This window comes from Luteibacter sp. UNCMF331Sha3.1 (assembly GCF_900109915.1).
Classification (GTDB): domain Bacteria; phylum Pseudomonadota; class Gammaproteobacteria; order Xanthomonadales; family Rhodanobacteraceae; genus Luteibacter.
The window spans coordinates 1-25,283 of record NZ_FOBU01000006.1 but is presented as its reverse complement, the minus strand read 5'-3'; the positions used below and the strand labels follow the sequence as shown (position 1 = coordinate 25,283).

Annotated in this window: 22 protein-coding genes; 13 read left to right on the top strand and 9 right to left on the bottom strand. The window is 68.1% G+C overall.

Annotation, left to right across the window (positions count from 1 at the left end):
• Positions 1-2: 2 nt before the first annotated feature.
• Genes bioC through bioB form a run of 5 tightly spaced genes read right to left on the bottom strand, consistent with a single transcriptional unit; the run spans position 3 to position 4,645 of the window.
• The gene (bioC, locus tag BMX32_RS18140) at positions 3-890 is read right to left on the bottom strand and encodes a malonyl-ACP O-methyltransferase BioC (protein ID WP_089981531.1); all 888 of its coding nucleotides are present in this window, start codon (positions 888-890) and stop codon (positions 3-5) included.
• Positions 887-1,663, bottom strand: a complete 777-nt coding sequence (bioH, locus tag BMX32_RS18135; protein WP_089981529.1) for a pimeloyl-ACP methyl ester esterase BioH — start codon at positions 1,661-1,663, stop codon at positions 887-889. Before bioH ends, bioC begins: the two co-directional genes overlap by 4 nt.
• Positions 1,660-2,397 carry a sulfurtransferase gene (locus BMX32_RS18130; RefSeq protein ID WP_089981527.1) on the bottom strand — a complete coding sequence of 246 codons (738 nt, stop codon included), beginning with the start codon at positions 2,395-2,397 and terminating at the stop codon, positions 1,660-1,662. Before BMX32_RS18130 ends, bioH begins: the two co-directional genes overlap by 4 nt.
• Positions 2,398-2,426: 29 nt before the next feature.
• Positions 2,427-3,644: an aminotransferase class I/II-fold pyridoxal phosphate-dependent enzyme gene (locus BMX32_RS18125; RefSeq protein WP_089981525.1), complete on the bottom strand. Its 1,218-nt coding sequence runs from the start codon at positions 3,642-3,644 to the stop codon at positions 2,427-2,429.
• Complete coding sequence (gene bioB / locus BMX32_RS18120; RefSeq protein WP_089981523.1) at positions 3,641-4,645, bottom strand: biotin synthase BioB; 1,005 nt, start codon at positions 4,643-4,645, stop codon at positions 3,641-3,643. The genes BMX32_RS18125 and bioB overlap by 4 nt, the downstream gene beginning before the upstream one ends.
• A 141-nt stretch (positions 4,646-4,786) precedes the next feature.
• On the opposite strand from bioB, the gene BMX32_RS18115 reads away from it, so the two are divergent.
• Together BMX32_RS18115 and BMX32_RS18110 are read left to right on the top strand one after the other, a co-directional pair.
• Positions 4,787-4,990 carry a hypothetical protein gene (locus BMX32_RS18115; RefSeq protein WP_089981521.1) on the top strand — a complete coding sequence of 68 codons (204 nt, stop codon included), beginning with the start codon at positions 4,787-4,789 and terminating at the stop codon, positions 4,988-4,990.
• A 15-nt stretch (positions 4,991-5,005) separates the two neighbouring features.
• Complete coding sequence (locus BMX32_RS18110) at positions 5,006-5,722, top strand: ComF family protein (RefSeq protein WP_089981520.1); 717 nt, start codon at positions 5,006-5,008, stop codon at positions 5,720-5,722.
• A 149-nt stretch (positions 5,723-5,871) separates the two neighbouring features.
• Here the strand turns inward: BMX32_RS18110 and BMX32_RS18105 are convergent, their stop codons facing one another.
• The 3 genes from BMX32_RS18105 to ubiA all read right to left on the bottom strand — a co-directional run bounded on the left by BMX32_RS18105 (position 5,872) and on the right by ubiA (position 10,931).
• The gene (locus BMX32_RS18105; protein ID WP_170843740.1) at positions 5,872-7,359 is read right to left on the bottom strand and encodes a CehA/McbA family metallohydrolase; all 1,488 of its coding nucleotides are present in this window, start codon (positions 7,357-7,359) and stop codon (positions 5,872-5,874) included.
• Entirely contained in the window at positions 7,359-9,848 is a 2,490-nt protein-coding gene (locus tag BMX32_RS18100) for a TonB-dependent receptor (protein WP_089981518.1), read from the bottom strand. The genes BMX32_RS18105 and BMX32_RS18100 overlap by 1 nt, the downstream gene beginning before the upstream one ends.
• Positions 9,849-10,040: 192 nt before the next feature.
• A complete protein-coding gene (ubiA, locus tag BMX32_RS18095) occupies positions 10,041-10,931 on the bottom strand; it encodes a 4-hydroxybenzoate octaprenyltransferase (RefSeq protein ID WP_244511607.1) in 891 nt (296 codons plus the stop codon).
• Between the two features lie 232 nt (positions 10,932-11,163).
• Between ubiA and BMX32_RS18090 the strand changes: the two genes are divergently transcribed.
• Together BMX32_RS18090 and glmU are read left to right on the top strand one after the other, a co-directional pair.
• Positions 11,164-12,240: a DUF748 domain-containing protein gene (locus tag BMX32_RS18090; RefSeq protein WP_089981514.1), complete on the top strand. Its 1,077-nt coding sequence runs from the start codon at positions 11,164-11,166 to the stop codon at positions 12,238-12,240.
• Between the two features lie 67 nt (positions 12,241-12,307).
• Positions 12,308-13,687, top strand: coding sequence for a bifunctional UDP-N-acetylglucosamine diphosphorylase/glucosamine-1-phosphate N-acetyltransferase GlmU (gene glmU / locus BMX32_RS18085; protein WP_089981512.1), 1,380 nt, complete (start codon positions 12,308-12,310; stop codon positions 13,685-13,687).
• Positions 13,688-13,690: 3 nt separating this feature from the next.
• On the opposite strand, the gene BMX32_RS18080 is transcribed toward glmU, so the two are convergent.
• The gene (locus BMX32_RS18080) at positions 13,691-14,659 is read right to left on the bottom strand and encodes a chorismate transformation FkbO/Hyg5 family protein (protein WP_089981511.1); all 969 of its coding nucleotides are present in this window, start codon (positions 14,657-14,659) and stop codon (positions 13,691-13,693) included.
• 194 nt (positions 14,660-14,853) lie between these two features.
• Between BMX32_RS18080 and BMX32_RS18075 the strand changes: the two genes are divergently transcribed.
• From BMX32_RS18075 to BMX32_RS18035, 9 genes are all read left to right on the top strand, one after another.
• On the top strand, positions 14,854-15,126 hold the full coding sequence (locus BMX32_RS18075; RefSeq protein ID WP_089981509.1) for a phosphopantetheine-binding protein: 273 nt from the start codon (positions 14,854-14,856) through the stop codon (positions 15,124-15,126).
• A 51-nt stretch (positions 15,127-15,177) separates the two neighbouring features.
• A complete protein-coding gene (locus tag BMX32_RS18070) occupies positions 15,178-15,498 on the top strand; it encodes an ApeI family dehydratase (protein ID WP_089981506.1) in 321 nt (106 codons plus the stop codon).
• Positions 15,495-16,442 (top strand): LpxL/LpxP family acyltransferase, encoded by a 948-nt coding sequence (locus BMX32_RS18065; RefSeq protein ID WP_089981504.1) that lies wholly within the window; start codon positions 15,495-15,497, stop codon positions 16,440-16,442. Before BMX32_RS18070 ends, BMX32_RS18065 begins: the two co-directional genes overlap by 4 nt.
• Complete coding sequence (locus BMX32_RS18060) at positions 16,366-17,010, top strand: LolA-related protein (RefSeq protein WP_170843738.1); 645 nt, start codon at positions 16,366-16,368, stop codon at positions 17,008-17,010. The genes BMX32_RS18065 and BMX32_RS18060 overlap by 77 nt, the downstream gene beginning before the upstream one ends.
• A complete protein-coding gene (locus BMX32_RS18055; protein ID WP_089981502.1) occupies positions 16,992-19,331 on the top strand; it encodes an MMPL family transporter in 2,340 nt (779 codons plus the stop codon). Before BMX32_RS18060 ends, BMX32_RS18055 begins: the two co-directional genes overlap by 19 nt.
• Positions 19,306-19,740, top strand: coding sequence for a hotdog family protein (locus BMX32_RS18050; RefSeq protein WP_089981500.1), 435 nt, complete (start codon positions 19,306-19,308; stop codon positions 19,738-19,740). The genes BMX32_RS18055 and BMX32_RS18050 overlap by 26 nt, the downstream gene beginning before the upstream one ends.
• A gap of 296 nt (positions 19,741-20,036) precedes the next feature.
• Positions 20,037-21,845 carry a type IV secretory system conjugative DNA transfer family protein gene (locus tag BMX32_RS18045; RefSeq protein WP_170843737.1) on the top strand — a complete coding sequence of 603 codons (1,809 nt, stop codon included), beginning with the start codon at positions 20,037-20,039 and terminating at the stop codon, positions 21,843-21,845.
• 302 nt (positions 21,846-22,147) lie between these two features.
• Entirely contained in the window at positions 22,148-23,299 is a 1,152-nt protein-coding gene (locus tag BMX32_RS18040; protein ID WP_089981498.1) for a hypothetical protein, read from the top strand.
• A 159-nt stretch (positions 23,300-23,458) separates the two neighbouring features.
• Positions 23,459-25,283, top strand: a 1,825-nt coding sequence (locus BMX32_RS18035; protein WP_170843736.1) for a peptidoglycan-binding domain-containing protein, incomplete at its 3' end; no start/stop codon positions are given.

Sequence of the window (25,283 nt, the reverse complement as noted above, 5' to 3'; positions counted from 1 at the left end):
CGTCAGAAGGGCGTCTTGCGTCGTGAGCCGCGCAGGTTCTCGACCGGGAAACTCGCGATTTCGCCGCCGCCTTCGCGTCGCGACTGCCCCGCCGGCGGGCCCCAGGCGTGCCCCGTCACCACCTCCCATGTGGACGGGATCGTGCCGTCGGCGCGCATGGCCTCGTACGCGTCGATCATGCGCCTGTAGTGCTGCTTGCCCGTGAGGCCGCGCGGACGCTCGGCGTCCGCGTTGTTCGCGCCGAGCCCCTTCAGTTCGTCGAGCAGTGCCCGGGGCGTGGGGTACGTGAGCGTGTAGCGCTCGGCGAAGAGCACGGGGTCCTTCAGTCCCTGCGCCAGCATCGCGTCGCCGACATCGTGCATGTCGAGGAAGCGCGCGACATGCGCACGCTGGTCGGCATCGGCCCAGGCGGCGCGCAGTTCCTTCAGTGTGTCGGGACCGAACGTCGAGAACAGCAGCAGTCCACCGGGCTTGAGCACGCGCGCGCATTCGGCGAACAGTCGCGAGACGTCTTCGCACCACTGGAAGCACAGGTTCGAGAACAGCACGTCGACGCTGCGATCCGGCACCGGCAGGGTGTACGCGTCGGCGACGACGCGGCCGAAGGGCTTCAGCCAGCTCGCATGCTGCTTCGCCTGCTTCAGCATCGGCAGCGCGAGATCGACGGCGATGACCTGCGCCTTCGGATAGCGCTTCTTCAGCGCCGCGGTGCCGCGGCCCGTACCGGCGCCCACATCGAGCACGACGTCGGGGGCCTGCTCGTAGAGCGCCAGGCGCTCGACGAGCGTCGCTTGCACCTCGCGCTGGAGGGCATCGTGTTTTTCGTAGGTGCCCGCGGCGCGCCCGAAATTGCGGCGGACCTGGCGGCGGTCGAAATGGAAGTCGCTCATGCGTGTGCGTCTGTGAACTGCGTCAGGACATCCGCGACGGCCGCGGCATGTCCGATGAAAGGGGCGTGGCCGGCGTGGGCGATTTCCTCGAAACGCCCATGGGCGGCCTCGGCGGACCAACGCATGGCCTCGGGATGGACAATGCGGTCGCGACGGCCCGCAATCCAGAGGCTCGGCTGGCGAATCGCACCGAGGCGCGAGCGGAGATCGGTGGATTCGAGCAGCCGGATACCCTCGAGCAGCACGCGCGCGTCTGGCTCACCGCGCGAGAACGCGTCGGCCTTGAGGCGCCGCGTTTCGGTCACGGGATCGGGGCTGCCCATGGCTTCCAGCGCGATGAAACGCTCCACGGTGGCGCGGTAGTCGTGTTCGAGATCCGTGGCGAGCTGGCGCACGAGGGCCGGGTCGTTGCCCTGCGGCCAGTCGTCGGCGCGGACGAATCGGGGCGTGGAACACATCGGGACGAGCAGGCGAACGGCATCCGGTACGTCGAGCGCGGCGGCCAGCGCGACGAGTCCGCCAAGCGACCAGCCGAGCCATACGGCCTGCGACGGCGTGACCGCCGCGATCGCGCGGGCGCAGGCGAGGGGATCGAGCGGGATGTCGGACTGGCACGAATAGCCGTGGCCCGGAAGATCGACGACGTGCATCGTGAAGCGCGCGGCGAGCGCGTCGACCAGCGGCTCGAGAATGCCGCCGTGCATCGCCCATCCGTGGATGACCACGAGATGTTCGGCGCCTTCGCCCCGGGTCTCGACGTGCAGGCCGTTCATCCCGCGCGCGCCGGGGCGAGGGCGGGATCGACGCTGCCGCGGTCGTCGAAGACGAAGCAGTCGCCGCGCCAGTGTGCGCCGCCGACTTCCTCGAAGTACTTCAGGATGCCGCCTTCGAGCTGGTAGACGTGGTCGATGCCGATCTCGCGCATGTGGATCGCCGCCTTCTCGCAGCGGATGCCACCCGTACAGAACGAGACGACGGTCTTGCCGTCGAAGCGATCGCGGTCCGCGGCGACGGCGGCGGGAAACTGCGTGAAGCTCGACAGCCCGTATTCGACGGTTTCCTGGAATGTGCCGGCCGCCACCTCGTAATCGTTCCGGGTATCGAGCAGCACCACCGGGCGGCCGTCGTCGTCGTGGCCCTGATCGAGCCAGCGACGCAGGTCCACCGGCAGCACGTGCGGCGCTCGTCCGTTCTCGGGGCGAATCGCCGGTGCGTGCATCGTGATGATTTCCTTCTTGAGTCGCACCCGCATGCGTCCGAAGGGTGCGCTCTCCGACCAGCTTTCCTTCGGCACGATGTCGGCGAATCGCGGGTCTTCGCGCAGCCAGGCGACGAACGCGTCGATGGCCTCGCGCGGCGCCGCGAGAAACAGGTTGATGCCTTCCGGCGCCAGCAGGATCGTGCCCTTCAGCGCGAGCGCGTCGCAGCGCTCGACCATCCGCGCGCGCAGGCTCGCGAGGTCGTCGAGGCCGACGAACTTGTAAGCGGAAATGTTGAGGATCGGCATGGCGTGGCCAGGGGGAGTGCGACCGCTCATTATACGGCCGCGCTTCCGGCGGGGCCGGCCACCCGCCCCAGGGCGTCGAGAAGCGCGTCGATACGGTCCGGCCGGTGCGCCGCCGACAGCGTGATGCGCAGGCGCGCGCCACCCTGCGGCACGGTCGGTGGGCGGATGGCGACCACGAGAAAGCCGGCGCGCTCCAGCGCCTCCGCCGCCGCCGTCGCCGCGGCGGCCGTTCCCATCGGCACCGGCTGGATGGCCGTGGTCGACGGCAGCAGCGGCACGCCGAGCGCCGCCGCGCCGGCGCGGAACCGGGCGATGTTGGCGGCGAGCATCCCGCGCCGGCCCTCGGCGTCGTGCCGCGCGAGCCGCACGGCTGCGCGGGTGGCGGCCGCAAGCGCGGTCGGCATCGCCGTCGTGTAGACGTAGCTCCGGGCGAACTGCGCGATCGCCTCGATGACCGGCGCGTCGCCCGCGACGAAGGCGCCGGCGCATCCGAGGGCCTTCCCCAGCGTGCCCATCAGCACCGGCACATCGGCGTGGCCCAGACCCGCGGCCGCGACCGATCCGGCGCCCGCCGGGCCCGTCGTGCCCAGGCCGTGGGCGTCGTCGACATAGAGCGTGGCGCCGCGCGTCCGGCACACGGCGGCGAGCGCGGCCAAGGGCGCCACGTCGCCATCCATGCTGAAGACGCCGTCCGTCGCCAGCAGGGCGGGCAGGCCGGGGCGCGCATCCAGTTGTCGCGCGGCGCCCTCGGCGTCCCCGTGCGGGTAGCGCCGGAGTTCGGCGCCGGCGAGGTGGGCGCCGTCGATCAGGCTCGCGTGGTTCAGGCGGTCCTGCACGCAAAGCGCCGTCCCGTGCCTGTCGCCGGGCATCGCGCCGGCACCGAGCAGCGCTTGCAGCGTCCCGAGGTTGGCCATGACGCCGGTGGAGAAGAGGAGCGCGCGGTCGCGACCCGTCCAGTCCGCGAGGTCCTCTTCCAGGGCGGCGTGCTCGCGCCGGTGACCGGACACCAGGTGCGCGGCACCCGTGCCGACGCCATCGGCGGCGGCGCGGGTGAGCGCGGCGACGAGATCGGGATGGGAGGCGAGCCCGAGGTAGTCGTTGCCGCAGAAATCGTCGAGCGGGTGGCCGTCGACGAGGCGTCGCCCGTCGGGAAGGCTGTCGCAGATGCGCGCCCGTCGGAGCAGGCCGGCGCGCTCCCGCGCGGCCCGCGCCTCTTCGACGCGGGCGAGCAGGTCGGGCCGGTTCACGCCTCGGCGTGCTCGACGATGTCCGCGTGCACGGTACCGGGCTCGATCTCGACGTCCATCGGCTTGAGGCCCAGGCGTTCGAACAGGCGGCGGTCGTGCTCGACGTCGGGATTGCCGGTCGTCAGGAGCTTCTCGCCGTAGAAGATCGAGTTGGCACCGGCCGCGAAGCACAGGGCCTGCAGTGCGTCGTCCATCGTCTCGCGTCCGGCGGAAAGGCGTACGACGGACGCCGGCATCAGGATGCGGGCGACGGCGATGCTGCGAACGAATTCGAAGGGGTCGAGTGCCTCGGTGCCGGCGAGCGGCGTGCCCGCGACCTGAACCAGCCGGTTGATCGGCACCGACTCCGGGTGTTCGGGAAGGTTCGCCAGCGTCGTGAGCAGGCCCGCGCGCTGCGCACGCGATTCGCCCATGCCGACGATGCCACCGCAACAGGTCTTCAGGCCCGCTTCGCGTACGTGCTCCAGCGTGTCGAGACGATCCTGGAACTCGCGCGTATGGATGATCTCGCCATAGAAGTCGGGCGACGTGTCGAGGTTGTGGTTGTAGAAATCGAGACCGGCGGACTTCAGCGTGTCGGCCTGAGGCTGGGTCAGCATGCCGAGGGTCGCGCAGGTCTGCAGGCCCAGCGACTTCACCGCGGTGACGATCTCGGCGACCTTCGCCACGTCGCGATCCTTCGGCGAGCGCCACGCGGCGCCCATGCAGAAGCGGCTCGCGCCGGCGTCCTTCGCGGCCTGCGCCCTGGCAAGCACGGCCTCGACGCTCATCAGCTTCTCGGCTTTCACGCCGGTGGCGTAGCGCGCCGCCTGCGGGCAGTACGCGCAGTCCTCGGGGCAGCCGCCGGTCTTGATCGACAGCAGCGTGGACACCTGCACCGCGTTCGGGTCGTGGTTCGCCCGGTGAACGGTCTGGGCCTGGAACAGCAGGTCGTTGAAGGGCAGGGCGAAAAGGTTCTCGACCTCCTCGCGGGACCAGTCGTGGCGAATGGCTGCGGTCATGGTGGCGTTCTCGTGGCGAAGGCGCGAAGTGTGGAAACGGCAAGGGCCACTGTCAACCTTAACGGCACATCATGGGTTTACGGTCGCGCCGCGCCGCCTGCCGTACGATGGATTCACGTCCCCCCATCTGGAGAACTGCGCATGAGCAGCGGACAGGGCAGTACCGGCAACGTACTTGCCGCGATCTGTAGCCTCTTCATCCCCGGTCTGGGGCAGCTGGTGCAGGGCCGGGTGTTCAAGGCCCTGATCATGTTCGTGCTGGCCGCCGTGCTCTGGATCGTCTGGCTCGGCTGGATCATCCATCTGTGGTCGATCATCGACGCCGCGATGTACCGGCGCGACTGACGACCGCCACCACGCATGGATGCGACCGCCCTGAAGCAGTGGATCGCCGCCGCCGGGCGCTTCGCGCTGCCCGCGCGCTGTCTCGTCTGCGGCGATCCGGGGCCGGCCGGTCGCGAGCTGTGCCACGGCTGCCGTGCGTCGCTCGTGGTGAACGACATCGGTTGCGCGCGATGCGCGATTCCGCTGCCGTCGCCCGTGGCCGCCTGCGGCACCTGCCAGCGTCGTCCGCCGCCGTGGAGCGCCCTCTGGGTGCCGTTCGTCTACACCTCGCCGCTGGATGGGCTCGAGGCGCGCTTCAAGTTCGCCGGTAGCCTCGCGGCCGGGCGCGTGCTGTCGACGTGCTGGGGCGAATCGGGCGAGCCCGTCGCCGTGCCGGAGCTGTTGGTTCCCGTGCCCTTGCACACGCGCCGGCTGCGGGAACGCGGCTACAACCAGGCGCTCGAATTGGCGAAGCCGCTGGCGCGGCGCTTCGGCGTGCGACTGGCCCACGATCTGCTCCGCCGCGTGCGCGCGACGGAAGCGCAGACGGATCTCGACGCCACGCTCCGGCGCCGGAACGTGAGGGGTGCCTTCGCGGTGCAGCGGATGCCGCCCGCGACGCACGTGGCGGTGGTCGACGACGTGATGACCACGGGGTCGACGCTCGCCGAGTGCACGCGCGTGCTGCTGGCGGCGGGGGTGAAGCGCGTCGACGTGTGGGCATTGGCAAGGACGCCGCGGCCCGGAGGATAGCGGTGGGGGCGGCCTTGGCCGCGATGGGTGCTCGCGGCCGGCCCGATCGCGGCCAAGGCCGCTCCCACACGGCACGTAGGAGGGGGCTTGGCCGCGGAGGCTGCTCGCGGCAAGCCTATCGCGGCCAAGGCCGCTCCCACGCGGGAGCGTCAGTGGTTGATGTACACGGGGTTCCCCAGCAGCAGAAGCTTGCCCTCCGCCGAGCGGACATCCACGCGCAACCAATGCGCCTTCCCGTCGCTCGTCCAGTCGAAGGCCACGGCGCCGTCGCCGGAGACCGGCTTTCCGGCATCCGCCTTACCATCGACGGTGACGACCACGCGCGCGCCCGGGGGCGCCTTCGTGCGCACGTCGACGTGCAGGATCGCACCGCCCGCGACCGCGATCGCGTCGCCCATGCCGGCATGCGCCGCACCCACGCTCGCATCGACGTCCAGCGTGCGATCCCGGGTGCCGTCGACGTCGATGAACACGTGACCTGCGCGAATGCCGTCGAGGATGCCTTCCATGGACAACGCCTTCGCGTGCACCGCCGTGGTGGGCGTGCCGATGACGCCCGCGAACGCATCGCGCGCGTCGTCGCTGCCGATATGGCTGTCGCTGCCGCCGATCGCGGTGATACGCACACCGGCATTCAGCTGCGACTCCCAGAACGGAAGACCGGTATCCGCGCGCTCGGTGTCGCGACCGTTCACCACTTCGATCGCCTGGAACCCGTGCATGTCCACGGGCCGGCGCGGCGTGAAACCGCACCCCATGCACGTCTCGTCGTTCGGGCGGCGCGGGTGGTTGATCGAGATCACGCCATGGGCGCGCGGGACATCGGCGAGCAAGGCGTTCCAGTCGGGCACCGCCTTGCTGCCGACACGGAAATCCACGGTGCGCGACACGCCGAACAGGTTGGCATGCCCCTCGAACGTGGTGACCTCGCGGGCCGGAATCAGCAGCAGGGTATCGAAGTACGGCTGCATCTCCCGCAGTTCGGATACCTGCGACATCGTGTTGTGCTCGGACAGCGCGATGAAGTCGAGACCTCGTTTCGCGGCCGAGGTCACGGTGAGGAACAGCGGGCAACCGACTTTCTTCGTGCCCGACGCGTTCAGGCAGTTGCCGTCGCTGTGCGCCGAGTGCATGTGAAGGTCGCCGCGGTACCAGCGATCCTCGGTCGATAGCGGGCCGGTCAGGCCGTGCTCCGGACCGAAACCTTCGTCGTCGCCGGAGAGCCAGACCTTCGCCGTGAACGACGCTTTCGACGCGGCCCGGATGTTCGGGATGCCAAGGAGCAGCTTCCATGTGCCCGGGCCGATGGCGCCCGGAAGGTACGACGCCGTCGCGTCGGTCGCGGACACGGTGAAGCGGTGCTTGCCCCCGCCGCTCCAGCCGCGGAACCCGTCCTGCGCTTCGAAACCGCCGGGCCCGAGGAGCCCCAGGTCGATGGTCGTCTTCTCGTCGCGGCCGGTGTAGTCGACGTCGATCGTGATCCGCGAGGTGCCCTTCGGCACCTCGAAGGGCACCTCGCGATACGTGTGCTGGTCCGCACCCGACAGCGTGCCGCGAAGCACGAGGTCGGGTGCGCGCTCCGCCGCCAGCGACACGACGGCGAAGCAGGACAGAACGATGGCGATCAGCGCGCGCATCAGAAGCGGTACATCGCGGCCGCACGGAACGAGCGGCCAAGGAGGGGACGGGCGATGAACGTGTTGGCGCCCGCGTCCGCGCTGGCGATTTCGCCGGCGCGCGGATTGCCTTCCGTCAGGCCGAGCGAGTTCGTCAGGTTGTCGGCGTAGAGGAATAGCGACAACGCCGGCGTCGCATCGTAGCGGGCGCTCGCGCCCACGACGTGGTACGACGGCAGCACGACCGAGTTCGCCGTATCGACGAAACGCTTGCCTTCGTGTTCATACGACATCTGCAGGCGGAGGCGACCGTCGAGCAGGTTCACGCCCGGCACGATGCGGTAGCTCACCTTCGGTACGCGGATCAGCTGGTTGCCGTCGTAGTCACGCAGCACCGGCGCGTTCGCGACCACGTCGGTATAGCTGAGGCCCTTGTACTTCGGATCCTGCAGCGTGGCGTTGAACTGCACGTCGAACCAGTGGCTCGGGTACAGCGTGCCTTCCAGCTCGAGGCCGTAGGTCTTCGTGCTGGCGAAGCCGGTCTGCGGCGAGGACGTGTTGCCGTTACGGTCGAAGACGTTGTTGGTGAAACTCACGTTGTCGTACTTCGTGTAGAACGCGGTCGCGTACAGGTCCATGAAGCGGTCGCTGTACTTCCAGCCCGCTTCGGCGAGATCCATCGTCTGCAGCAGCGGCGTCGCGGTCGGATTGGTGATGTATGTGCTGAGGTTCGGCAGGCGGAAGGCCGAGGTCCAGCGCCCGAACAGGCCCTGGCGGGGCGAGAACTGCCAGTTCGCGCCGAGCGTCCAGCCGGTCTTGTCGAACGACTGGTCGTAGTGCACCTGCTGGCCGTTGCCCGTCAGCACCTGTGCCGCGGCCGGCGTGCCACCGAGATTCACCGTCTTCTTGCCTTCGGTATAGCCCTCGACGTTGACCTTCTCCCAGCGCACGCCGCCATCGATGCGCAGCTCGGGCGTCACCTGCCATTCGTCGGACACGTAGAAGGCGTTGGTCTTCGACTTACCGCTGGCGTTTTCCCACTCGTAGCCGTAGCGATAGAAGCCGTGGTCGGTCAGCGAGCCCCGGACGTTGCCTGCCGCGTCCACGCCGACGAGGTCCACGAGGCGCGCGTTGTCGCGTGCGTCGGTCAGCACGGTGGAGGAATAGCGGCTGAAATCCTGCTCGAAGTTCGCGTGGTAGTAGCCCAGCGTGACGTCGTGCGTCTGGCTGCCGACGTCGAACTTGCGCAGCACGCGCGTATCGTTGATGAACTCGTCGACCGGCAGCGTCACGCCGCGAAGGCCGCCGGTCACGATGAGACCGTTACCGTTCTGGTTCGCCGTGTCGTAGATCTGCGAGGGATTGTCGACGTAACGGAATTGCAGCGCGGTGGCGCCGGGGATCAGCGCCAACCGCTTGGCATCCTGCGCGAGGAACGAGGTCGCGCTCTGCAGGGCGTTCGGGAACATGCCGTTACGCTGCGTGTCCGTGGTGTTGTAACGCATCGACTCCGCCAGCTTCCAGTCGTCGCCGAGGTCGTGGTCGAACTTGAAGGTCACCTGCGTGCGCTTGACGTGCGTACCCTCGGCGTTGTCGAAGTCGTAGACGCCACCGTCGCCCTGCGGCATCCGCGCGTGCTCGGTTTCCGGCCCGGCCAGCGTGCCGTAGTTGCCGTTGAAGCCGTGGACGGGACGGATGTCGCCATTCGCATTCGTGCGCATGGGGATGCCGAGGTACAGCGCGACCTTGTCGTCGAGGTGCTTGACGTCGAAGCTGATGTCGCCGTGCTCGAGGTCTTTGGAAAGCGTGGCACGCAGCTGGCCGCCGTCGTCGGCGTGGAACTGCGGGCGGCGCACGCCGTCGTCGACGCGCCAGAAGCCGCCGAACGCGAGTTTCCAGCCGCCGCCGATGGGCGTGCCGTACCAGAAGTCGAGGCGATTCAGCGAGTAGTTGCCGACGGTGTACTTGACCAGGCCTTCGGCGGTATCGCCGACCTTGCGCGGGATGAAGTTGATCGCACCGGCGGGCGCGTTCGAATAGAACACCGACGACGGGCCGCCGCGCACCACTTCGACGCGCTCGATCGTCTCGTCGAGGCGGAACGCCTGGTCGGCGTTGAGGTAGCCGAGTGCGGGGTCGTGCTGTACCGGGATGCCGTCTTCGAGCAGCGTCACCGAACCGTAGCCGTCGACGGGAATGCCGCGCGCGCGGATGTTGCCCGACGCCTCGCCGCCCGACGACTCCACCCAGAAGCCCGGCACGGACTTCACCGCTTCGGTGACGCTCGTGGGGGCCTGCATGCGCAGGCGGTCCTCGTCGATCGTGGTGATCGAGTAACTGGTTTCGGCCTTGGTGCGCGCCTCGACGCCCGAGCGGGCGGTGACCACCACGTTGTCGAGATCGGTGGTTTTCTTCTCGGGGGCGGTTGCCTGGCCATGGGCGGCGGCGGAAACGAGCAACGCGCCGACGAGAGCCGCGCGCACGGCGCGGCTGAGCTGGGTATTACGCATCTTTTGATCATCCGGGGAAGGGGCTGCGCGAACCCTCCCCCCGGGCCGTACGTTGCGTCGGCCCGCGGCCTCTCCGTGGGTCCGCGACCCGCAGGAACTTAGGCGCGTAAAATGACGACGCGGCTTAATTCGCGTTACGGCCGCATTTCAATCGAGATAAATGGTCACCGATCCCTCACGACGTGATCACGGTCACAGGGCGAGCGCGATCACGAAGCCGAGCCAAAGCGTGAGTCCGACCCAGTTGTTGTGGCGGAACGCTTTCAGGCATGCGTCGCGGTCGTGGCCGCGGATCAGCCACAGCTGGTACGCGAAGAGGCCGGCGGTCACGGTCCAGGCGATCCAGTACGGCCACGCGAGGGACGCCCGCGTGCCCACGAGCAGCATCGTCAGCAGGAACGTCCCCATCAGGATGCCGATGATCGGTATGTCCGCGTCGCCGAAGAGGATGGCCGTGGACTTCGCGCCCGCCTTGATGTCCTCGTCGCGATCGATGATCGCGTACTCGGTGTCGTAGATGACCGACCACAGCACGTTGCCGATGAAGAGCAGCCATGCCACCGGCGGCACGTCGTTGGTCACGGCGGCGAAGGCCATCGGGATCGACCAGCCGAAGGCCGCGCCCAGCACCACCTGGGCCAGGTGGGTGTAACGCTTGGAGAACGGGTAGGCCGCCGCCAGCGCCGCGCCGACGAACGACAGGCCGATCGTCAGCGGATTGGTGAACAGCACGAGCACGAACGCGAACGCGAGCAGGCCGGCGAAGACCCAGAGCGCTTCGCGTGGCGCGACGCGTCCGCTGGCGATCGGGCGGCCCGCCGTGCGGGCCACCTGCGGATCCAGCTTGCGGTCAGCGTAGTCGTTGATGGCGCAGCCCGCCGAGCGCATCGCGAAAACGCCCAGAGTGAAGATGACGAGCGGTCCCACGGGCGGGAAATCCTTCGCCGCCAGCCATAGAGCCCACCAGGTGGGCCACAGCAGGAGCAGGGCGCCGATGGGCCGGTCCATGCGTGTCAGCACGAGGTACGCATGGGCCTTTTCCCGCCAGCGCGGCGGCAGGCCCCGTACGAGGAAGGCGAGCACGCGCTCGGCCGTGGTCGAGGCGTCGGCGGGGCGGGCGACGGGCGCCGGCGCCACCGGCCGGCGCGCGGCAGGCACGGCCGCCTTGCGCCTGGGGGCGGTGTTTCGGGAGGTGGGGCTCATGCGGAAAGTATAAGGACGGGGCGGCGACTTGGCTTGCGCCGGGCCGTGTTCATGTAACGATGACTCCCGTCGCTCCACACTTCCCCACATACGCTTTTCCGGTGTGCCCCCCATGCGAACCCGCTACCGCCGCAGCCTGTGGATCGTCGGTGTCCTTGTCGCGGTGCTCGTCGCCGCCCGCATCGCCCTGCCGTTCGTCGTGCTGGATTACCTCAACGGACGCCTGGCCCGCATGGGTGCGTACGCCGGCCACATCGCCGACATCGACATCCACCTGTGGCGTGGCGCGTATTCGATCGACAGCCTGACCATCACCAAGGTGGACGGCAAGGTGCCTGTCCCGCTGTTCAACAGCGCCCGCGCGGACATCTCCCTCAGCTGGCGCGCCCTGGCGAAAGGGCGGCTCCGCGGCAAGATCGACTTCTACGAGCCGGCGCTGAACTTCGTCGACGGTCGCGGCGAAGGCGACACGCAGACGGGCAAGGGCGTGGACTGGCGTGCCCAGCTCAAGTCGCTGGCGCCGTTCCGGCTCGAAGAGGTCAACGTGATGAACGGCACGGTCACGTTCCACAACTTCGTCTCGAGCCCGAAGGTCGACCTCAAGATGACCGACGTGAACGCCACCGCCAGCAACCTCACCAACGTGCAGCGCGAGGGCGGCTCGCGCGTGGCGCACCTCCACGTCACCGCGAAGGTGCTTGGCGACGCGCCGCTGGAAGCCCGTGCCGAGTTCGACCCGCTGGAGCGCCTTGGCGATTTCCGTTACGAGCTGACCGTGCGCAACATCAAGCTGGTGAAGGCGAACGACCTGGTGCGCGCCTACAGCGGCCTCGACTTCGCGGGCGGCGAGGGCGACTTCTTCATGGAGCTTCAGGCGAAGGACCGTCGACTGAGCGGCTATGCCAAACCCCTGTTCCGCGGGCTGAAGATCTTCAGCTGGAAGCAGGACGTCGAGCAGGACAAGAAAGGCCCGATCAAGCTTGCCTACGAGGCGGTGGCCGAAGGCGTGTCGAAGATCTTCAAGAACCAGTCGAAGGACCAGTTCGCCACGCGCGTGCCGATATCCGGCAGCATCGACGACCGGAACATGTCCGCGGCCGAGGCGATCGTCGGTGTGCTGCGCAACGCGTTCGTCGAAGCCTACAAGCCCAGCCTCGAACATCTGACCACGCGCCCGAAGGACGAATAGCCGACTTGGCATGGGGCGCCAAACGCGCGACAGTGCGGCCCTGTTTTCCTGGCAGGTAGCCCTTCCCATGACCGCGACGCCTCTCCATGTCCTGATCCTCGCCGCCGGTGAGGGCAAGCGGATGAAGTCCGCCTCCGCCAAGGTACTGATGCCGCTGGCGGGCCGCCCCCTGCTGGCGCACGTGATCGCGGCGGCGCGCTCGCTCGCGCCGGCGGGCATCCATGTGGTCTACGGACACAACGGGCAGCAGGTGCGCGACGCCTTCGCCGCCGACACGGGTCTCGGCTGGATCGAGCAGCGTGAACGCCTCGGCACCGGCCACGCGGTACGCACCGCGCTGGAAGCGCTGCAGAACGACGGCAAGCTCGAAGGCCGCGTGCTCGTGCTCTACGGCGACGTGCCGCTGATCCGGCCCGACACGCTGACCGCGCTCGTGGGCACGGACGAGGGTCTTTCCATGCTCGCCACGCGACTCGCCGACCCGAAGGGCTACGGCCGGGTGGTGCTCGACGCCTCGGGCCGCGTCCGCCACATCGTGGAGGAAAAGGATGCCAGCGCGGCGCAGCGCGCCATCGATCTGGTGAACACGGGCATCGTCGCCGCCGACGCGCAACGCCTCCTGGCGTGGACACAGCGGCTGGGCAACGCGAACGCGCAGGGCGAGTACTACCTGACCGACGTCTTCGACATGGCTTCGACCGAGGGCGCGCCGGCGGCATGCGTCGACTGCGAGCCGGTCGAGGCGTCCGGCGCCAACGATCCGTGGCAGCTGGCGGAGCTCGAGGCCCTCTTTCGCGAACGCAGCGCCCGCGCGCTGGCCCTCGCCGGCATGCGCATCGCCGATCCGGCCCGGCTCGACGTGCGCGGCACGGTCACCGTCGGCCGCGATGTCGAGGTCGACGTGAACGTCGTTTTCGAAGGCGAGGTGGTCCTCGGCGACGACGTGCGCATCGGTCCGTTCACACGCGTGCGCAACGCCACGCTGGCCGCCGGCACCGTGGTGCTGGCGCATTGCGATCTCGATGGCGTCGTGACGCACGGGCCCTGCACCATTGGCCCGTTCGCGCGGCTGCGCCCCGGCACCGACCTTTCGTCGGGCGTGCACATCGGCAACTTCGTGGAAACCAAGAACGCCGTGATCGGCGAGGGATCCAAGGCCAATCACCTGACCTATCTGGGCGACACCGTGATCGGTCGGAAGGTCAACATCGGTGCGGGCACCATCACGTGCAACTACGACGGCGTGAACAAGAGCCGCACCACGATCGGCGACGGCGTGTTCGTCGGCTCGAACAGCTCGCTCGTCGCACCGGTCACCTTGCACGACGGCGCGACCATCGGCGCCGGCTCGGTGGTGACGAAAGATGCGCCGGCGGACAGGCTGACCCTGTCGCGTGCGCGCCAGGCCACGATCGACGGCTGGCAGCGCCCGACGAAGAAGACCTGAACCTCAGCGACGGTAGCGCCAGCCGTCGATTTCCACGAGCAGTTCCTGCCGGCAGATATCGCCGTGGAGCACGAGCAGCGGCGCGTCGGGGAGATGGCGGGTCGCGAACGACCTGACGGCGTCGGCATGCGCCGCGTGGCGCACGTACACCTTCAGTGGCGAGCGCGCGTCGAACCCGGCCGGCATGCCGCCGGCGGCGAGCAGGGCGTCGAGGTTGCGCAGTGTCTCGCCGAGCTGCGCATCGATGTCGCCGGCGTGCGCCGAGGCGTGGCCCACGACCGCGGCCGTGCCGGATATGGCGAGGACGTCATCGGCCGGCAGCAACGTGGCGCGCGCGAAGCTCGGCGGTGTGCGGCCGTACTGCCGCGGATACTGCCAGGCGCTGACCTGGCGGGGATTTTCCACGCGCGTGCCCGGGCGATCGGTCGCGAGCAGGTACACCTGCAGCAGCGAGGGCCCGGCGTGGTGTCCGATGGCGGTCGCGGCCGGAAAACCTTGCGCGAACACGTCGCCCATGCCGCCGATCCGGCCGGTGCAGAAGTGCTTGTAACGCTCCTCGTCGCCCTTGCCGTCGTTGATGTCGCCGAGGTAGTTCCAGATGCGCTGGACGTGCCGTTCGGGGTTGGCCGCGATGAAGCGCGAAAGCAGCGAATACGCATGGCGTGCGGCGTGCTCGGTGCCGCCGTGATCGCCTTCGTGGCACTCCACCGCGGCGAAGAGCCAGCCGCCACCGCGCGACCAGCGCAGGTCGCCCTCGCGACCGTGCGCGACGTCGGCTCCCACGTCCCAGACTTCCGCGACGCGATCGCCGAAAAGCTCCAGCGCGACACGCAACCAGCGCGGGTCGTCGACGGCCGTCGCGGGCGCGCCGAAGCCGAAGGCGGCGAGCGTGGTGGGCGTCAGCGCGATCGGCTCGGGGCGATAGGCCACGCGCGGCGCGAGCGGCGAGATCGACGGCGCGGGGTCGCGCATTTCACTTCCTGGGAGCATCGGGCCTTCCGTCAGAACACGTCGGCGCCATCATATCGTCCCGTCGCCGGGCGGGTGCGTGAACGGTCGCCGTCCGCTGGCTGAACGCTCTGGCGAAGGGGTGCGGAGACCGTGTGGTAAACTCCGCGACCGCTGCCATCCGGGGGGAGGCAGGAACATCCAGGACCTGGAAACACATGGCAACGCAAACCGCAGCACAGCACGAACTCGCCGAACTCATCGTCACCAGCCTCAACCTGGAATCGGTGAATCCGGCCGATATCGACCCGAACGCGCCGCTCTTCGGCGGCGATCTGGGCCTCGATTCGATCGACGCCCTCGAGATCGCGCTGGCGGTGTCGAAGAAGTACGGCTTCCAGCTGAAGTCCGACAACCCGGACAACCGCACCATCTTCACGAACCTTAGCTCGCTGTCCGAGCATATCGAACAGCACCGCGCGGCCGCCTGATCGCCGCGCCGTGACGGGCGGAGACCCATCCGCCCGCCTCATGGTTCGCAGATGCCGATGACCGAAGCCGCCGATATCGCATCCTTCGTCCGCCCGCTGCGCTTCGACGCGGCACACCCCAGTTTTGCCGGCCATTTTCCCGGTCGCCCGATCGTCGCCGGCGTGCTGTTGCTGGAGGCGGCCGCCGATGCGCTGCGCGACTGGCGTGGCATGACCCTGCGTCAGGTCGTCGACGCGAAGTTCCTCGCACCGCTGCTTCCGGACCAGGACGCCGAGATCGAACTCGTCGCGCAGGACAACCACCGTTTCCGCTTCACGGTGCGACGCGACGGGGACACCCTCGTGCGCGGCACGCTCGAGGCAGGCGCATGAGTCACTGGCAGCAACGCGAAGGCGGCGGCTGGTTCGCCATCTGGCTGATCCGCACGATCGCGCTCCGGCTCGGCCGCCCGGTCGCGCGGGCACTGCTCTATCCCATCGCCCTCTACTTCTTCCTTCGCCGGCGCGACGAGCGCGCCGCGTCGCGCGTCTTCCTGTCGCGCGTGCTCGGTCGCGCCGTCACCGGCCGCGACGTCTTCCGGCACATCCACATGTTCGCCGCGACGCTGCTCGACCGGTTGTTCTTCCTCGCGCGGGGCGAGCGCGATTTCCGGGTCGAGGTCGAAGGCCTGGCCGAACTTGATCGGTGCATCGATGCCGGCAAGGGCGTGCTGCTGATCGGTTCGCACCAGGGCAGTTTCGAGGCGCTGCGCGCCCTCGGCGCGCGCCGCCCGGACGTGCCATTGCGCGTGGTGCTCGACAAGCAGAAGACGCCCGCGCTCACGGCGGTGCTGGAAGCGCTCGCGCCGGACGTCGGCGCGGCCGTCATCGACGCGTCGCTTGGCGGCACGTCGGTCGCGCTCGCGATGGCCGAGGGCGCGGCGGCGGGAGGCATGGTCGCGCTGCTCGCCGATCGCGGGCACCGCAGCGAGGCGACGCGCCAGGTGCCGTTTCTCGGTAAGCCGGCGCCCTTTCCCGTCGGGCCGTGGTTGCTCGCGTCGGCGCTCCGGATTCCCGTGGTGCTGTGCATGGGCATCTATCTCGGCGGCAATCGCTATCGCCTGATCTTCGAGGCCTTCTCCGACGGCATCGAAGTACCCAGGGCGACGCGCGAGGCCGCGCTCGACGACATCGTGTCCCGTTACGCTTCGCGGGTGGAACATTACGCGCGCGTCTACCCTTTCAACTGGTTCAATTTCTATGACTTCTGGCAAGAAATGGGTCCTGCTGACGAGCCTGCTGCTGCCGCTCGCGTGCATCGCCACTCCGGCGCCTGATGCCGTCGACGCGAACGCGCTGATCGCCAGCCTGCACCGGCCGGCACCGGCCCGCACGCCGTTCGCCGAAGCGCGCTTCATGCGCGTGCTCGACAAGCCGCTGATCGTCTCGGGCGAACTCGGCTGGCTTGGCGAAGACCGGCTCGAGCGCCGCGTCGACACGCCGACGAAAGAAGTCTCGACCATCGCCGACGGCGAGGTCACGCAGCAGCGCGAGGGCAAGAAGCCGCGCACGTTCTCGCTCACGCGGGCGCCGCAGCTGAAAGTGCTGCTCGACAGCTTCGTCGCGCTGCTCGCCGGCGATCCGTCGCGACTGTCCGAATCGTTCGACGTGACCCTCGGCCGCGATGCCGACCGCTGGGCACTCACGCTGACGCCGCGCGACGCGCGCATCGCGAAGCAGATCGCGCGCATCCAGGTCTATGGCACCGGCACGCTCGCGCGTTGCATGCGCATGGACGAAGCCGACGGCGACATGTCGATCGACCTCCTCGGCGAACTCGCCACGAAGATGCCGGCGGAGCCGACCCGCGAGGGTCTGATCGCCCAATGCGGCGGCGCGATGTGAGGGGCCGCCGCCTCGGTATCCTCGTCGCCTGGCTGGTCGCGCTCGCGCTGCTGGGCGCCATCGTCGCCACGCACCTCAAGGTCGGCACCGACTTGCGCAGCTTCATGCCCGCGCCCACCACGCCCGACCAGAAGCTGCTGATGGACCAGGTCGGCGAAGGTCCGGGATCGCGCCTGCTGCTCGTCGCGATCGACGGTGGCGACGATGCGACGAAGGCGGCATTGAGTCGCGGCCTCGCGACCGCGCTGCGCAAGGACGACGCGTTCACCCAGGTCGTCAACGGCGACTTCGATCTCGGCATGCTCGACACGAGCCTGTTGCCGTACCGTTTCCTGCTGTCGCCGACGCTGGACACCGGGGCGCTCGATGAAACCTATCTCGCCGACGAACTGCAGCAACGCCTCGACGACCTCGGCTCGCCCGCCGCGACGCTGCTGAAAGGCCTGTTGCCGCGCGATCCCACGCTGGAAACGCTCAAGCTCGCCGAGCACTGGACCCCGGCGCGATCCCCGGAAGTGCGCGAAGGCGTGTGGTTCTCGTCGCAGGGTGAGGCGCTGCTGCTCGCGCAGACGCGCGGCGCGGGGTTCGACCCCGGTGCGCAGGACGACGCGATCGGTCGCCTCCGCGCCGCGTTCGCCGCGCTGCCCGAAAGCAAAGGCTCGCACCTCACGATCAGCGGCCCCGGTTACTTCACCGTCATGGTGAATGCGCAGACGCGCGACCAGGCCGACTGGATCGGCCGGATCTCGACCATCGGCTTCGTGGTGCTGATGCTCGTCGCCTACCGCAGCATCGGGAGTCTCCTGCTCGGCGCGCTCCCCGTGGCCACCGGCGCGCTGGTGGGTATCGTGGCGCTCACGCTTGGCTTCACCGAAGTGCACGGCATCACGCTGGCATTCGGCTTCACGCTGCTCGGCGTGGCGCAGGAGTACCCGATCCGCCTGCTCAGCCATCGTCGCGCGGGCGAATCCGCCGTCGCGGCGGTGCGTGGGCTCTGGCCGTTGCTACTGACCGCCATCGCGTCGGCCTGCATCGCCTACCTCGCCTTCTACGCGTCGGGTGTCGGTGGCCTGAAGCAGCTCGCCGTGTTCACCATCGCCGGGTTGCTGGCGGCGGGCTTCAGCACGCGTTACGTGCTGCCGTACGTGCTGCCGGAAACCGCGCGCGACGTGGCCGGCATGCCGTGGCTCGCCGCGTTCCGCAACTGGCTGGATGCGCTGCCGCGCCCTCGCTGGCTGCCGCTGCCGATCGTCGCGGCGGTGCTGGCCATGCTGTTCTTCGCGCCCGGCCCGTTCTGGCAGAACGATCTGTCCGCGCTCACGCCCCTTCCGCGGGACCTCCTGATGAAGGACGCGCAGCTGCGCGGCGAACTCGGTGCGCCCGACGTGCGTTACCTGCTGATCGTGCAGGCGCCGGATGCGGACGGCGTGCTCAAGGCATCGGCGGCGCTCGAGCCGCGCCTGCGGGAGCAGGTGGCGAAGAAACACCTCGACGGTTTCGAACTGGCTTCGATCTACCTGCCGGACCTCGCCACCCAGCGCGCCCGCCAGGCGAAGTTGCCCGACCGCGCGGCGCTCGACGCGATGCTCGATACCGCGCTCGAAGGCATGCCGTTCCGCAAGGATCTCTTCGCACCGTTCGTCGACGACGTCGAAACCGCGCGCACGGCGCCACCGCTCACGCCGGAGGTGTTCTCGCGCTCGCCGCTCGGTCAGCGCCTCGCGGCGATGCTCGCGCAGCGCGACGATCACTGGGTCGGCCTGTCGACGCTGAGCGGTGTGCGCGACGCGAGCGCCGTCGCGGCGGCCGTCGCCGGTTCGGGCGTGGACGCGCGCCTGCTGGATCTCAAGGAGGCCTCCGAGTCGCTGGTGGCCGAGTACCGCACGCGCATCCTGCACGCGGTGCTTGCCGCCACGGCGCTGCTTTTCGTCACCATCACCCTGGCGTTGCGCAGCATCCGTCGCGCGTGGCACGTGCTGGCGCCGATGACGCTGGCGACGTTCCTCGTGCTCGCGGTGGAGCGTGCGCTGGGTATCCCGATCTCGCTGTTCCATCTCGTCGCGCTGATCCTCGCCGCGGGGCTGGGCCTCCATTACGCCCTGTTCTTCGAGCGCGACACCGGCGATCCCGCCGAGCAGCGGCGCACGCTGCACGCGACGGTCGTCTGCGTGATCGCCGCGTTGCTCGTGTTCGGCATGCTCGCGTGGTCGTCGATCCCGGTGTTGCGCGCGATCGGCCTGACGGTGGCGCTGGGCGTCGGCTTCCATTTCTGTCTTTCGATCCTGATGGCACCGCATGCTGACCAAGACCGACTTCGTTGACCTCGTGCCGCACGCGGGCGACATGTGCCTGCTCGACGGCGTGGTGGCGTGGGATGCGGGCTCGATCCACGCGGTGAGCACCCGCCACGGTCTGGCGACGCACCCGCTGCGCGGACCCGACGGACTCCACGCCGTGCACCTCGCCGAGTACGGCGCGCAGGCGATGGCGGTCCACGGCGCGCTGCGTGCGCGCGACGAAGGCAGGACGGAACCGCGCCCGGGCATGCTGGTGAGCCTGCGTGGCGTCAGGCTGGCCGTACAGCGCGTCGACACGCTCGATGGCGCGCTCGACGTCCATGCCGAATGCCTGCTGGCCGACGACGGCGGTGCGCAATACACGTTCCGTATCCTGCACCGCGGCGAGGAAATCGCGTCGGGGCGCGCCGCGGTGATTCACCCCGAAGGGTGACCGCCGGCCCGGAGGGGTTGCAGAGAAGGTGACTGATGAGGAGCCTGACCGCCACCCTCCGGGCCGACGGAGAGCAGTGTGCGAGGGTGACGTCTCACGGTTCGCGACTCCCGAGGTCTCGCTGACGAAAGGCGAGCTTCCGACGTTTCTCAGTCGCCATCGCGCGCGGTGAGCGGCAGCCACCGACGAACGGCACGCGTCCGCCAGCGCGAATGCACGCATGACGTGCTGAATACAACGTGCGTTCATCGTCTCGTGGCCACACTCCGCGCTTTTCTGCAACGGAGCGCAGAAGCATGGAAGGCAAGACAAAGTTGGCATCGGCGCTGCTGCTCGGGGTGCCGGCGCTGGTGGGTGGCGCGTACCTGTCGGGGATCGTCGCGATCAAGGTGGTGGATCTGGAAACACCTCTCACGATCGATCTGTGGTGGCGATGCATCAAGGCACTGGATGACCCGGCGTTCGCGCCCTGGGCGCGGCACGTCAAAGGTTCCGTCGTCGTTGGCTTCGGTGCGCCGATCCTGGGCTGGGGTGCCATCGTGCTGGGCATGTTCCGGAGCGCGCCCGAAACCACCCATGGCGAGGCCCGCTTCGCCACGCTCCGCGAACTGAGGCGCGCCGGCCTGCTCACCCGGCGCCCCGAAAGCATCCTCATCGGTCGTTCCGGCAAGCACCGGCTGTGGCTCGGCGGCGCACAGCACGTCATCGCGATCAGTCCGACACGCTCGGGCAAGACGACGAGCCTCGCGGTGCCGGTGCTGATGACCTACGCACATTCGATGATCGTCCTCGATCTCAAGGGCGAACTGCACAAACTGACGAGCGGTTGCCGCGAGGCCATGGGGCAACGGGTCTTCGTCTGGGCGCCGTACGACGAGGCGGGGCGGACGGATCGCTTCAATCCCATGACGCAGCTGGCGTCGATGGATCCGGGCAAACGCATCGGCGAACTGCAGACGATCGCCGCGATCCTCTACGCGGACGAACCCGGAAAGGACCCGTTCTGGACCTCCCAGAGCCGCGCGGCGTTCACCGCCTTCGCGTCGTATCTGTTCGAGGCATGGGACCACGGCATGCGGCAGATGGACGAGGCCGGCGTCGCGGCGGAGGCGAGGCCCGATCCGAACACGTCGCCCGACTTCCCGAGCTTCGAGCGCATCCTCGGATTCTCGAGCGGCCGGGACGACCTCGGAACACGGGACCTCCTGACATCGATCATTCGAGGCCCGTCGCGTGCGTGGGTGAGCAAGCAGACGGCGACGGTCTTCAACAACCTCGTCGGCCTCGCCGAAGACACCTTCTCGTCGGTCATCGCCACCATGCAGGCACCGCTCCAGCAATTCCTCAGCCCCATCCTCGCCGCCGCGACGAACGCCACGGACTTCGACATCGACCGCTTCCGTCGTGAGCCGACGACGCTCTACGTCAGCATTCCCACGAACAAGCTCGACGAGAGCGCGAAACTGCTCAACATCTTCTTCAGCGCGGTCATCGGCCGGAACCTCAACAAGCAACTCGGCGAAGAACCCGATCTCAAGTACCAGATGCTCATGCTGATGGACGAGTTCACGGCGATGGGTCGCGTCGACGTGTGGGCAAAGCGCATCTCCATTTCGGCCAGCTACGGCGTGCGCGACCTGTGCATCGTGCAGAGTCGCGCACAGCTTCGCTCGGCTTACGGCGATAACGACGCGCAGAACTTCATCACCAACCACGGCGTGCAGGTCGTCTTCGCGCCCCGCGAGCAGAGCGACGCAAACGAGTACAGCGAGATGCTGGGCTACCGCACGCTCCGCAGGAAGCAGCGCAGCGTGAGCCGTGGCGGCAGCGGCCAGCAGGTATCCACCAGCTATCAGGAAGAACGCCGCGCCCTGATGCTGCCGCAGGAAATCAAGGAACTCCCGGCCGACGACGAGCTGATCTTCTACGAGGGCTGCAAGCCGATCCGCGCGCGAAAGAACTGGTTCTTCAAGGACAAGGAGTTCAAGGCACTGGCCGCGCTTCCGCCGACGGTGGTGGAGGTCCGAGCGGTTGCCGTTGGGGCACGGTCGAAACGCGCGCCGTCAACGACGACGGCGAAAGTGAGCCACGCACTCGCGGCCTAGCCGGGACATCGCGCGGTTCGCCGCACGGTCGCATGCCATCGGCATGGCGATGCCTTGTTGATCGAAACGTTGAAGCTCGACTGATCCACGGATGGGCACGGTGCCCGAAGGAGAATCCCGATGATGGTATCCGCCATGGGCGAAAGGCCCACGATCGGAAAGGAGGCGGCGTGATGTGGCGTGCCTTGTTCGCGCGTCGGACGCATGCGGTTGCGACGCGACCTGCCATCTGCCCCAAGTGGGGCGATCGTTTTCCTTGCAAGGGGCCCTGTTGCGATCCGGCGGCAGCGGGAGCAGAGGGCATGCAGCGCGTCTCGTTCGCGAACGTCTCCTATTGGGACCGGGTGCCGGTGCCCCACGTTCGCTGCTTCGTCTGTCATCCGGAGAACGACGACTTCGATCCGGAGGAGGGTTGCCGACCGTCGCAGCTGCGTCGGATTCACAAATGCGCGTATGCCAATCCGGGGCAGGAGCTGTACCTCCGCGCCGTGGCCGAACAGTTGCGCGAACAAGGTAGCCACGATGAACAGGACTGGCCGGAGCCCGGCCACGACTCGACGACCGGCTTGCGATGTAAGCCGAAATCGTCGTGGAGGCTAGACGCATACACCCCAACCCTTGAACAGCCCGCCGAGGACGATGCGATGAAACGACGGAATATGGCGATGGCCGCAGCCTTGGCGGTAGGAGTCGCGCTGCCTGCAGCAGCGATGCATGGGGAAACGAAACAGGTAGCTGCCGAAGCGGTTACCCCGAAGAAGGTCGTCACCGAACCTGTGTGGCCAGACAACGGCATCGCCCAGCGTGAGTTAGGCGACGGTACGGATTGGCTGGAGGATCTCTTTGTCGAGCATGTCGGCGACGAATGGATCGCGTGGGCCGTCATGCGACCGCCGAACGGTCAAACGGTGGGCAAGGCGATCAACTTCTTCACAGGCGACGTTCTGGACGTCACGGGGGATTTTGACAGCGCGTACGTCGGGTCGTTCATCGATGCGAAGGGTGTCGAACACAAGGAAACGCTCGATCAGGTTTTTGATTTCAAGGATCCTCGTCCGGGTGGTGGTCTCGGAGAGATCGATTTCGCCGCCCCTTACCTGGAGATTCCACGAGGAAATAGGTCCTCGATCGACCTGAGAACCTACCGACGAGAAGCTGAAGTTGGTGCGAAGGTTATCTGGAGCAAGGTAGCTATGTATCGATGCGTCGAATGTCCGGATAGTGAATGGGAGGCCTTCTTCAGTACGGCACTCAATCTACGTGACGGCACCATGCTGGTCTCCGGCGGAAAGTACGTTTTTCGGCTGCGCATGGATGATTTCAGCCCGGTCGGCAGAGCGCCGGCGTTGCACGTCTTTGACGAAGCCGACGTTCAGCGCGCCATTGACGACGCCAAAGCGCGGCAGGTGGAGAATGTATTCGACGATGTGCTCAAGGCATTGCATCTGGATTGATGCAGACTGACAACACGAAGGATCGAGAGCATGGTTGATCGTAAAGAACTGAACGAGAAAGAACTCAAGGCCGTCGCGTATTTCGCGGTCGGCGTGGCGTCGGAGGGCACCGACCACGAGAAGGACGTCGCGGCGAAACTTTCCTTTGCGGGACGTATCGTGAAGGGCCTCATGGAGCCGGCAGCCCAGAGTGGATTTTCCGTCGGCACGTTGCAGAAGGATCTTGGGCAGGATAGACAGGCTACCGCCAAGGCATTGGTCGACGCGTATCAGGCGTGGGCGGAGCAGTCGACGGGTTGGCCGGTTCTTAGTGACGCCGAGGCTGCCGCGTCCGTCGCCGACCTCGCCCGAAACGGCAAGGCCATCAGAGATCAGGGCGGCCGAAACATCGATCCGTCGCTGCGCGAGCAGTTGAATGCGTTTCTCACGTCAAAGGGCGGGCGTGATTTTGTGCACGAGCGTGATGTCGCGCAGGTCGAACACATTCACAAGGACGCATTGGCGAAAATGGTCGATTCGGTGGTCTACCGGAACGCCAACACGGACGATCAGATCACCCTTACCACCATTGTCGCGAAGGCCTTCAATCAGCAGGAAGCAGCCGGGAAAAGTCTCTTTCGGGCGATGAAGGGTGACCGGGCCAGCGTCAGACCGCTCGCCAACGTCGACGACGTCCTCGCCTACGTCGAAACGCATCACAAGAACTACCTGGCCACCGGCCGCGAGCACGCCCTTATCGGCGCGAAAGTCCTCACTCGCCTGCACAACGCCGACGAGAACAGTCCGATCGGTCGCGCATGGCGCGAAGTGCTCGCAGACCCACTCGTCCGCCCGACGGAAATAGGTACCGACCCGGCCCGGCCTGACCTCGCCGCGCATTACACGCTTATCAAGAACCTGTTTCATGCGCCAAAGAAGGCCATGACCTTTCTCGATGCGCTTGAACAGGGCCGTGCACACAGCGAGGGCAAGATCACCGGCACGGGCTTCTACACCGACGGCACGCAGGTGGTGCAGTGGAACGCCGACGGCAAGGGCGTGACCTTCGTCGATGGGCAATGGGCGACGATCTCCCGCGATGAGCTCGGCCTGACGCGTGCGCGGGACGGGTCGGTCGATCTGGCGAGGGTGGTCGAGGGTGAAGGTCGGCCGCTGCTGCACGTCGAGCCGGCGGTACGCGTCGCGACCGAAGCGGTCGGTCGCGCCTTGCGTCCGGGCGCGCAGGGCGAGGATGTGCGCCAGTTGCAGGAGCAGCTCATGCGCCTGGGTTACGCCGATGCCCAAGGGCGGCCGTTGCATGCGGATGGCGACTACGGCCCGGGCACGCAGGCCGCGGTACGCGCGTTCCAGCGCGATCACGATCTCGTGGCGGACGGACTCAGTGGACGACAGACGCTGGCGAGCGTGCGGCAGGCGGTCGACGATCGGGACGCGCGGTTCGCCTCGGCGCACCGGCCGCACGATGAGGTGTTGGCGGCCTACCGCGGCATCGAGCCGGCGACGGTCGGCCGGTCGCCGCCCGTCGAGGCCCGCATGGACGCGCGCACGCCGCCCGAGACCATCGCCGCCTACGAGAGCCTGGAGCCGGTCACGCGATCGGCCGCGCCGCTACTCGCGCCGGCCGAGGCGCCGGTGGCCCGCGAGCCCGTGGCCGTCCCGCCCGGCAGCGAGGCGCCAACGGCCGACGCGACCCGTCTGCTCCAGGAGCGTCTGAACACGCTCGGCATCGGGGACGCCGATGGCCGTCCGCTGGCGACGCATGGCGCCTACGACATGGCGACACGTTCGGCGGTGGCGCGGTTTCAGTCGGACCACGGATTCGCCGTCACGGGACAGGCGGATGCCAGCACGCACGAGGCGGTGAAGAACGAGGCGTTCATCGCGACGCTGCGCGACCGTTCGCCAACGATGGCCGCCGAACCGGCCCGGCCGGCACCCGATACCTCGCTCGCGCCGACGTGGGCCCCGGCGGCACCGATGACGA

What these genes read in the sequence shown, in the direction of transcription:
- bioC (WP_089981531.1), bottom strand. Translation starts at nt 890, where the DNA reads ATGAGCGACTTCCATTTCGACCGCCGCCAGGTCCGCCGCAATTTCGGG.
- bioH (WP_089981529.1), bottom strand. Translation starts at nt 1,663, where the DNA reads ATGAACGGCCTGCACGTCGAGACCCGGGGCGAAGGCGCCGAACATCTC.
- BMX32_RS18130 (WP_089981527.1), bottom strand. Translation starts at nt 2,397, where the DNA reads ATGCCGATCCTCAACATTTCCGCTTACAAGTTCGTCGGCCTCGACGAC.
- bioB (WP_089981523.1), bottom strand. Translation starts at nt 4,645, where the DNA reads ATGACCGCAGCCATTCGCCACGACTGGTCCCGCGAGGAGGTCGAGAAC.
- BMX32_RS18115 (WP_089981521.1), top strand. Translation starts at nt 4,787, where the DNA reads ATGAGCAGCGGACAGGGCAGTACCGGCAACGTACTTGCCGCGATCTGT.
- BMX32_RS18110 (WP_089981520.1), top strand. Translation starts at nt 5,006, where the DNA reads ATGGATGCGACCGCCCTGAAGCAGTGGATCGCCGCCGCCGGGCGCTTC.
- BMX32_RS18105 (WP_170843740.1), bottom strand. Translation starts at nt 7,359, where the DNA reads ATGCGCGCGCTGATCGCCATCGTTCTGTCCTGCTTCGCCGTCGTGTCG.
- BMX32_RS18100 (WP_089981518.1), bottom strand. Translation starts at nt 9,848, where the DNA reads ATGCGTAATACCCAGCTCAGCCGCGCCGTGCGCGCGGCTCTCGTCGGC.
- BMX32_RS18090 (WP_089981514.1), top strand. Translation starts at nt 11,164, where the DNA reads ATGCGAACCCGCTACCGCCGCAGCCTGTGGATCGTCGGTGTCCTTGTC.
- glmU (WP_089981512.1), top strand. Translation starts at nt 12,308, where the DNA reads ATGACCGCGACGCCTCTCCATGTCCTGATCCTCGCCGCCGGTGAGGGC.
- BMX32_RS18080 (WP_089981511.1), bottom strand. Translation starts at nt 14,659, where the DNA reads ATGCGCGACCCCGCGCCGTCGATCTCGCCGCTCGCGCCGCGCGTGGCC.
- BMX32_RS18075 (WP_089981509.1), top strand. Translation starts at nt 14,854, where the DNA reads ATGGCAACGCAAACCGCAGCACAGCACGAACTCGCCGAACTCATCGTC.
- BMX32_RS18070 (WP_089981506.1), top strand. Translation starts at nt 15,178, where the DNA reads ATGCCGATGACCGAAGCCGCCGATATCGCATCCTTCGTCCGCCCGCTG.
- BMX32_RS18065 (WP_089981504.1), top strand. Translation starts at nt 15,495, where the DNA reads ATGAGTCACTGGCAGCAACGCGAAGGCGGCGGCTGGTTCGCCATCTGG.
- BMX32_RS18060 (WP_170843738.1), top strand. Translation starts at nt 16,366, where the DNA reads ATGACTTCTGGCAAGAAATGGGTCCTGCTGACGAGCCTGCTGCTGCCG.
- BMX32_RS18055 (WP_089981502.1), top strand. Translation starts at nt 16,992, where the DNA reads ATGCGGCGGCGCGATGTGAGGGGCCGCCGCCTCGGTATCCTCGTCGCC.
- BMX32_RS18050 (WP_089981500.1), top strand. Translation starts at nt 19,306, where the DNA reads ATGCTGACCAAGACCGACTTCGTTGACCTCGTGCCGCACGCGGGCGAC.
- BMX32_RS18045 (WP_170843737.1), top strand. Translation starts at nt 20,037, where the DNA reads ATGGAAGGCAAGACAAAGTTGGCATCGGCGCTGCTGCTCGGGGTGCCG.
- BMX32_RS18040 (WP_089981498.1), top strand. Translation starts at nt 22,148, where the DNA reads ATGCAGCGCGTCTCGTTCGCGAACGTCTCCTATTGGGACCGGGTGCCG.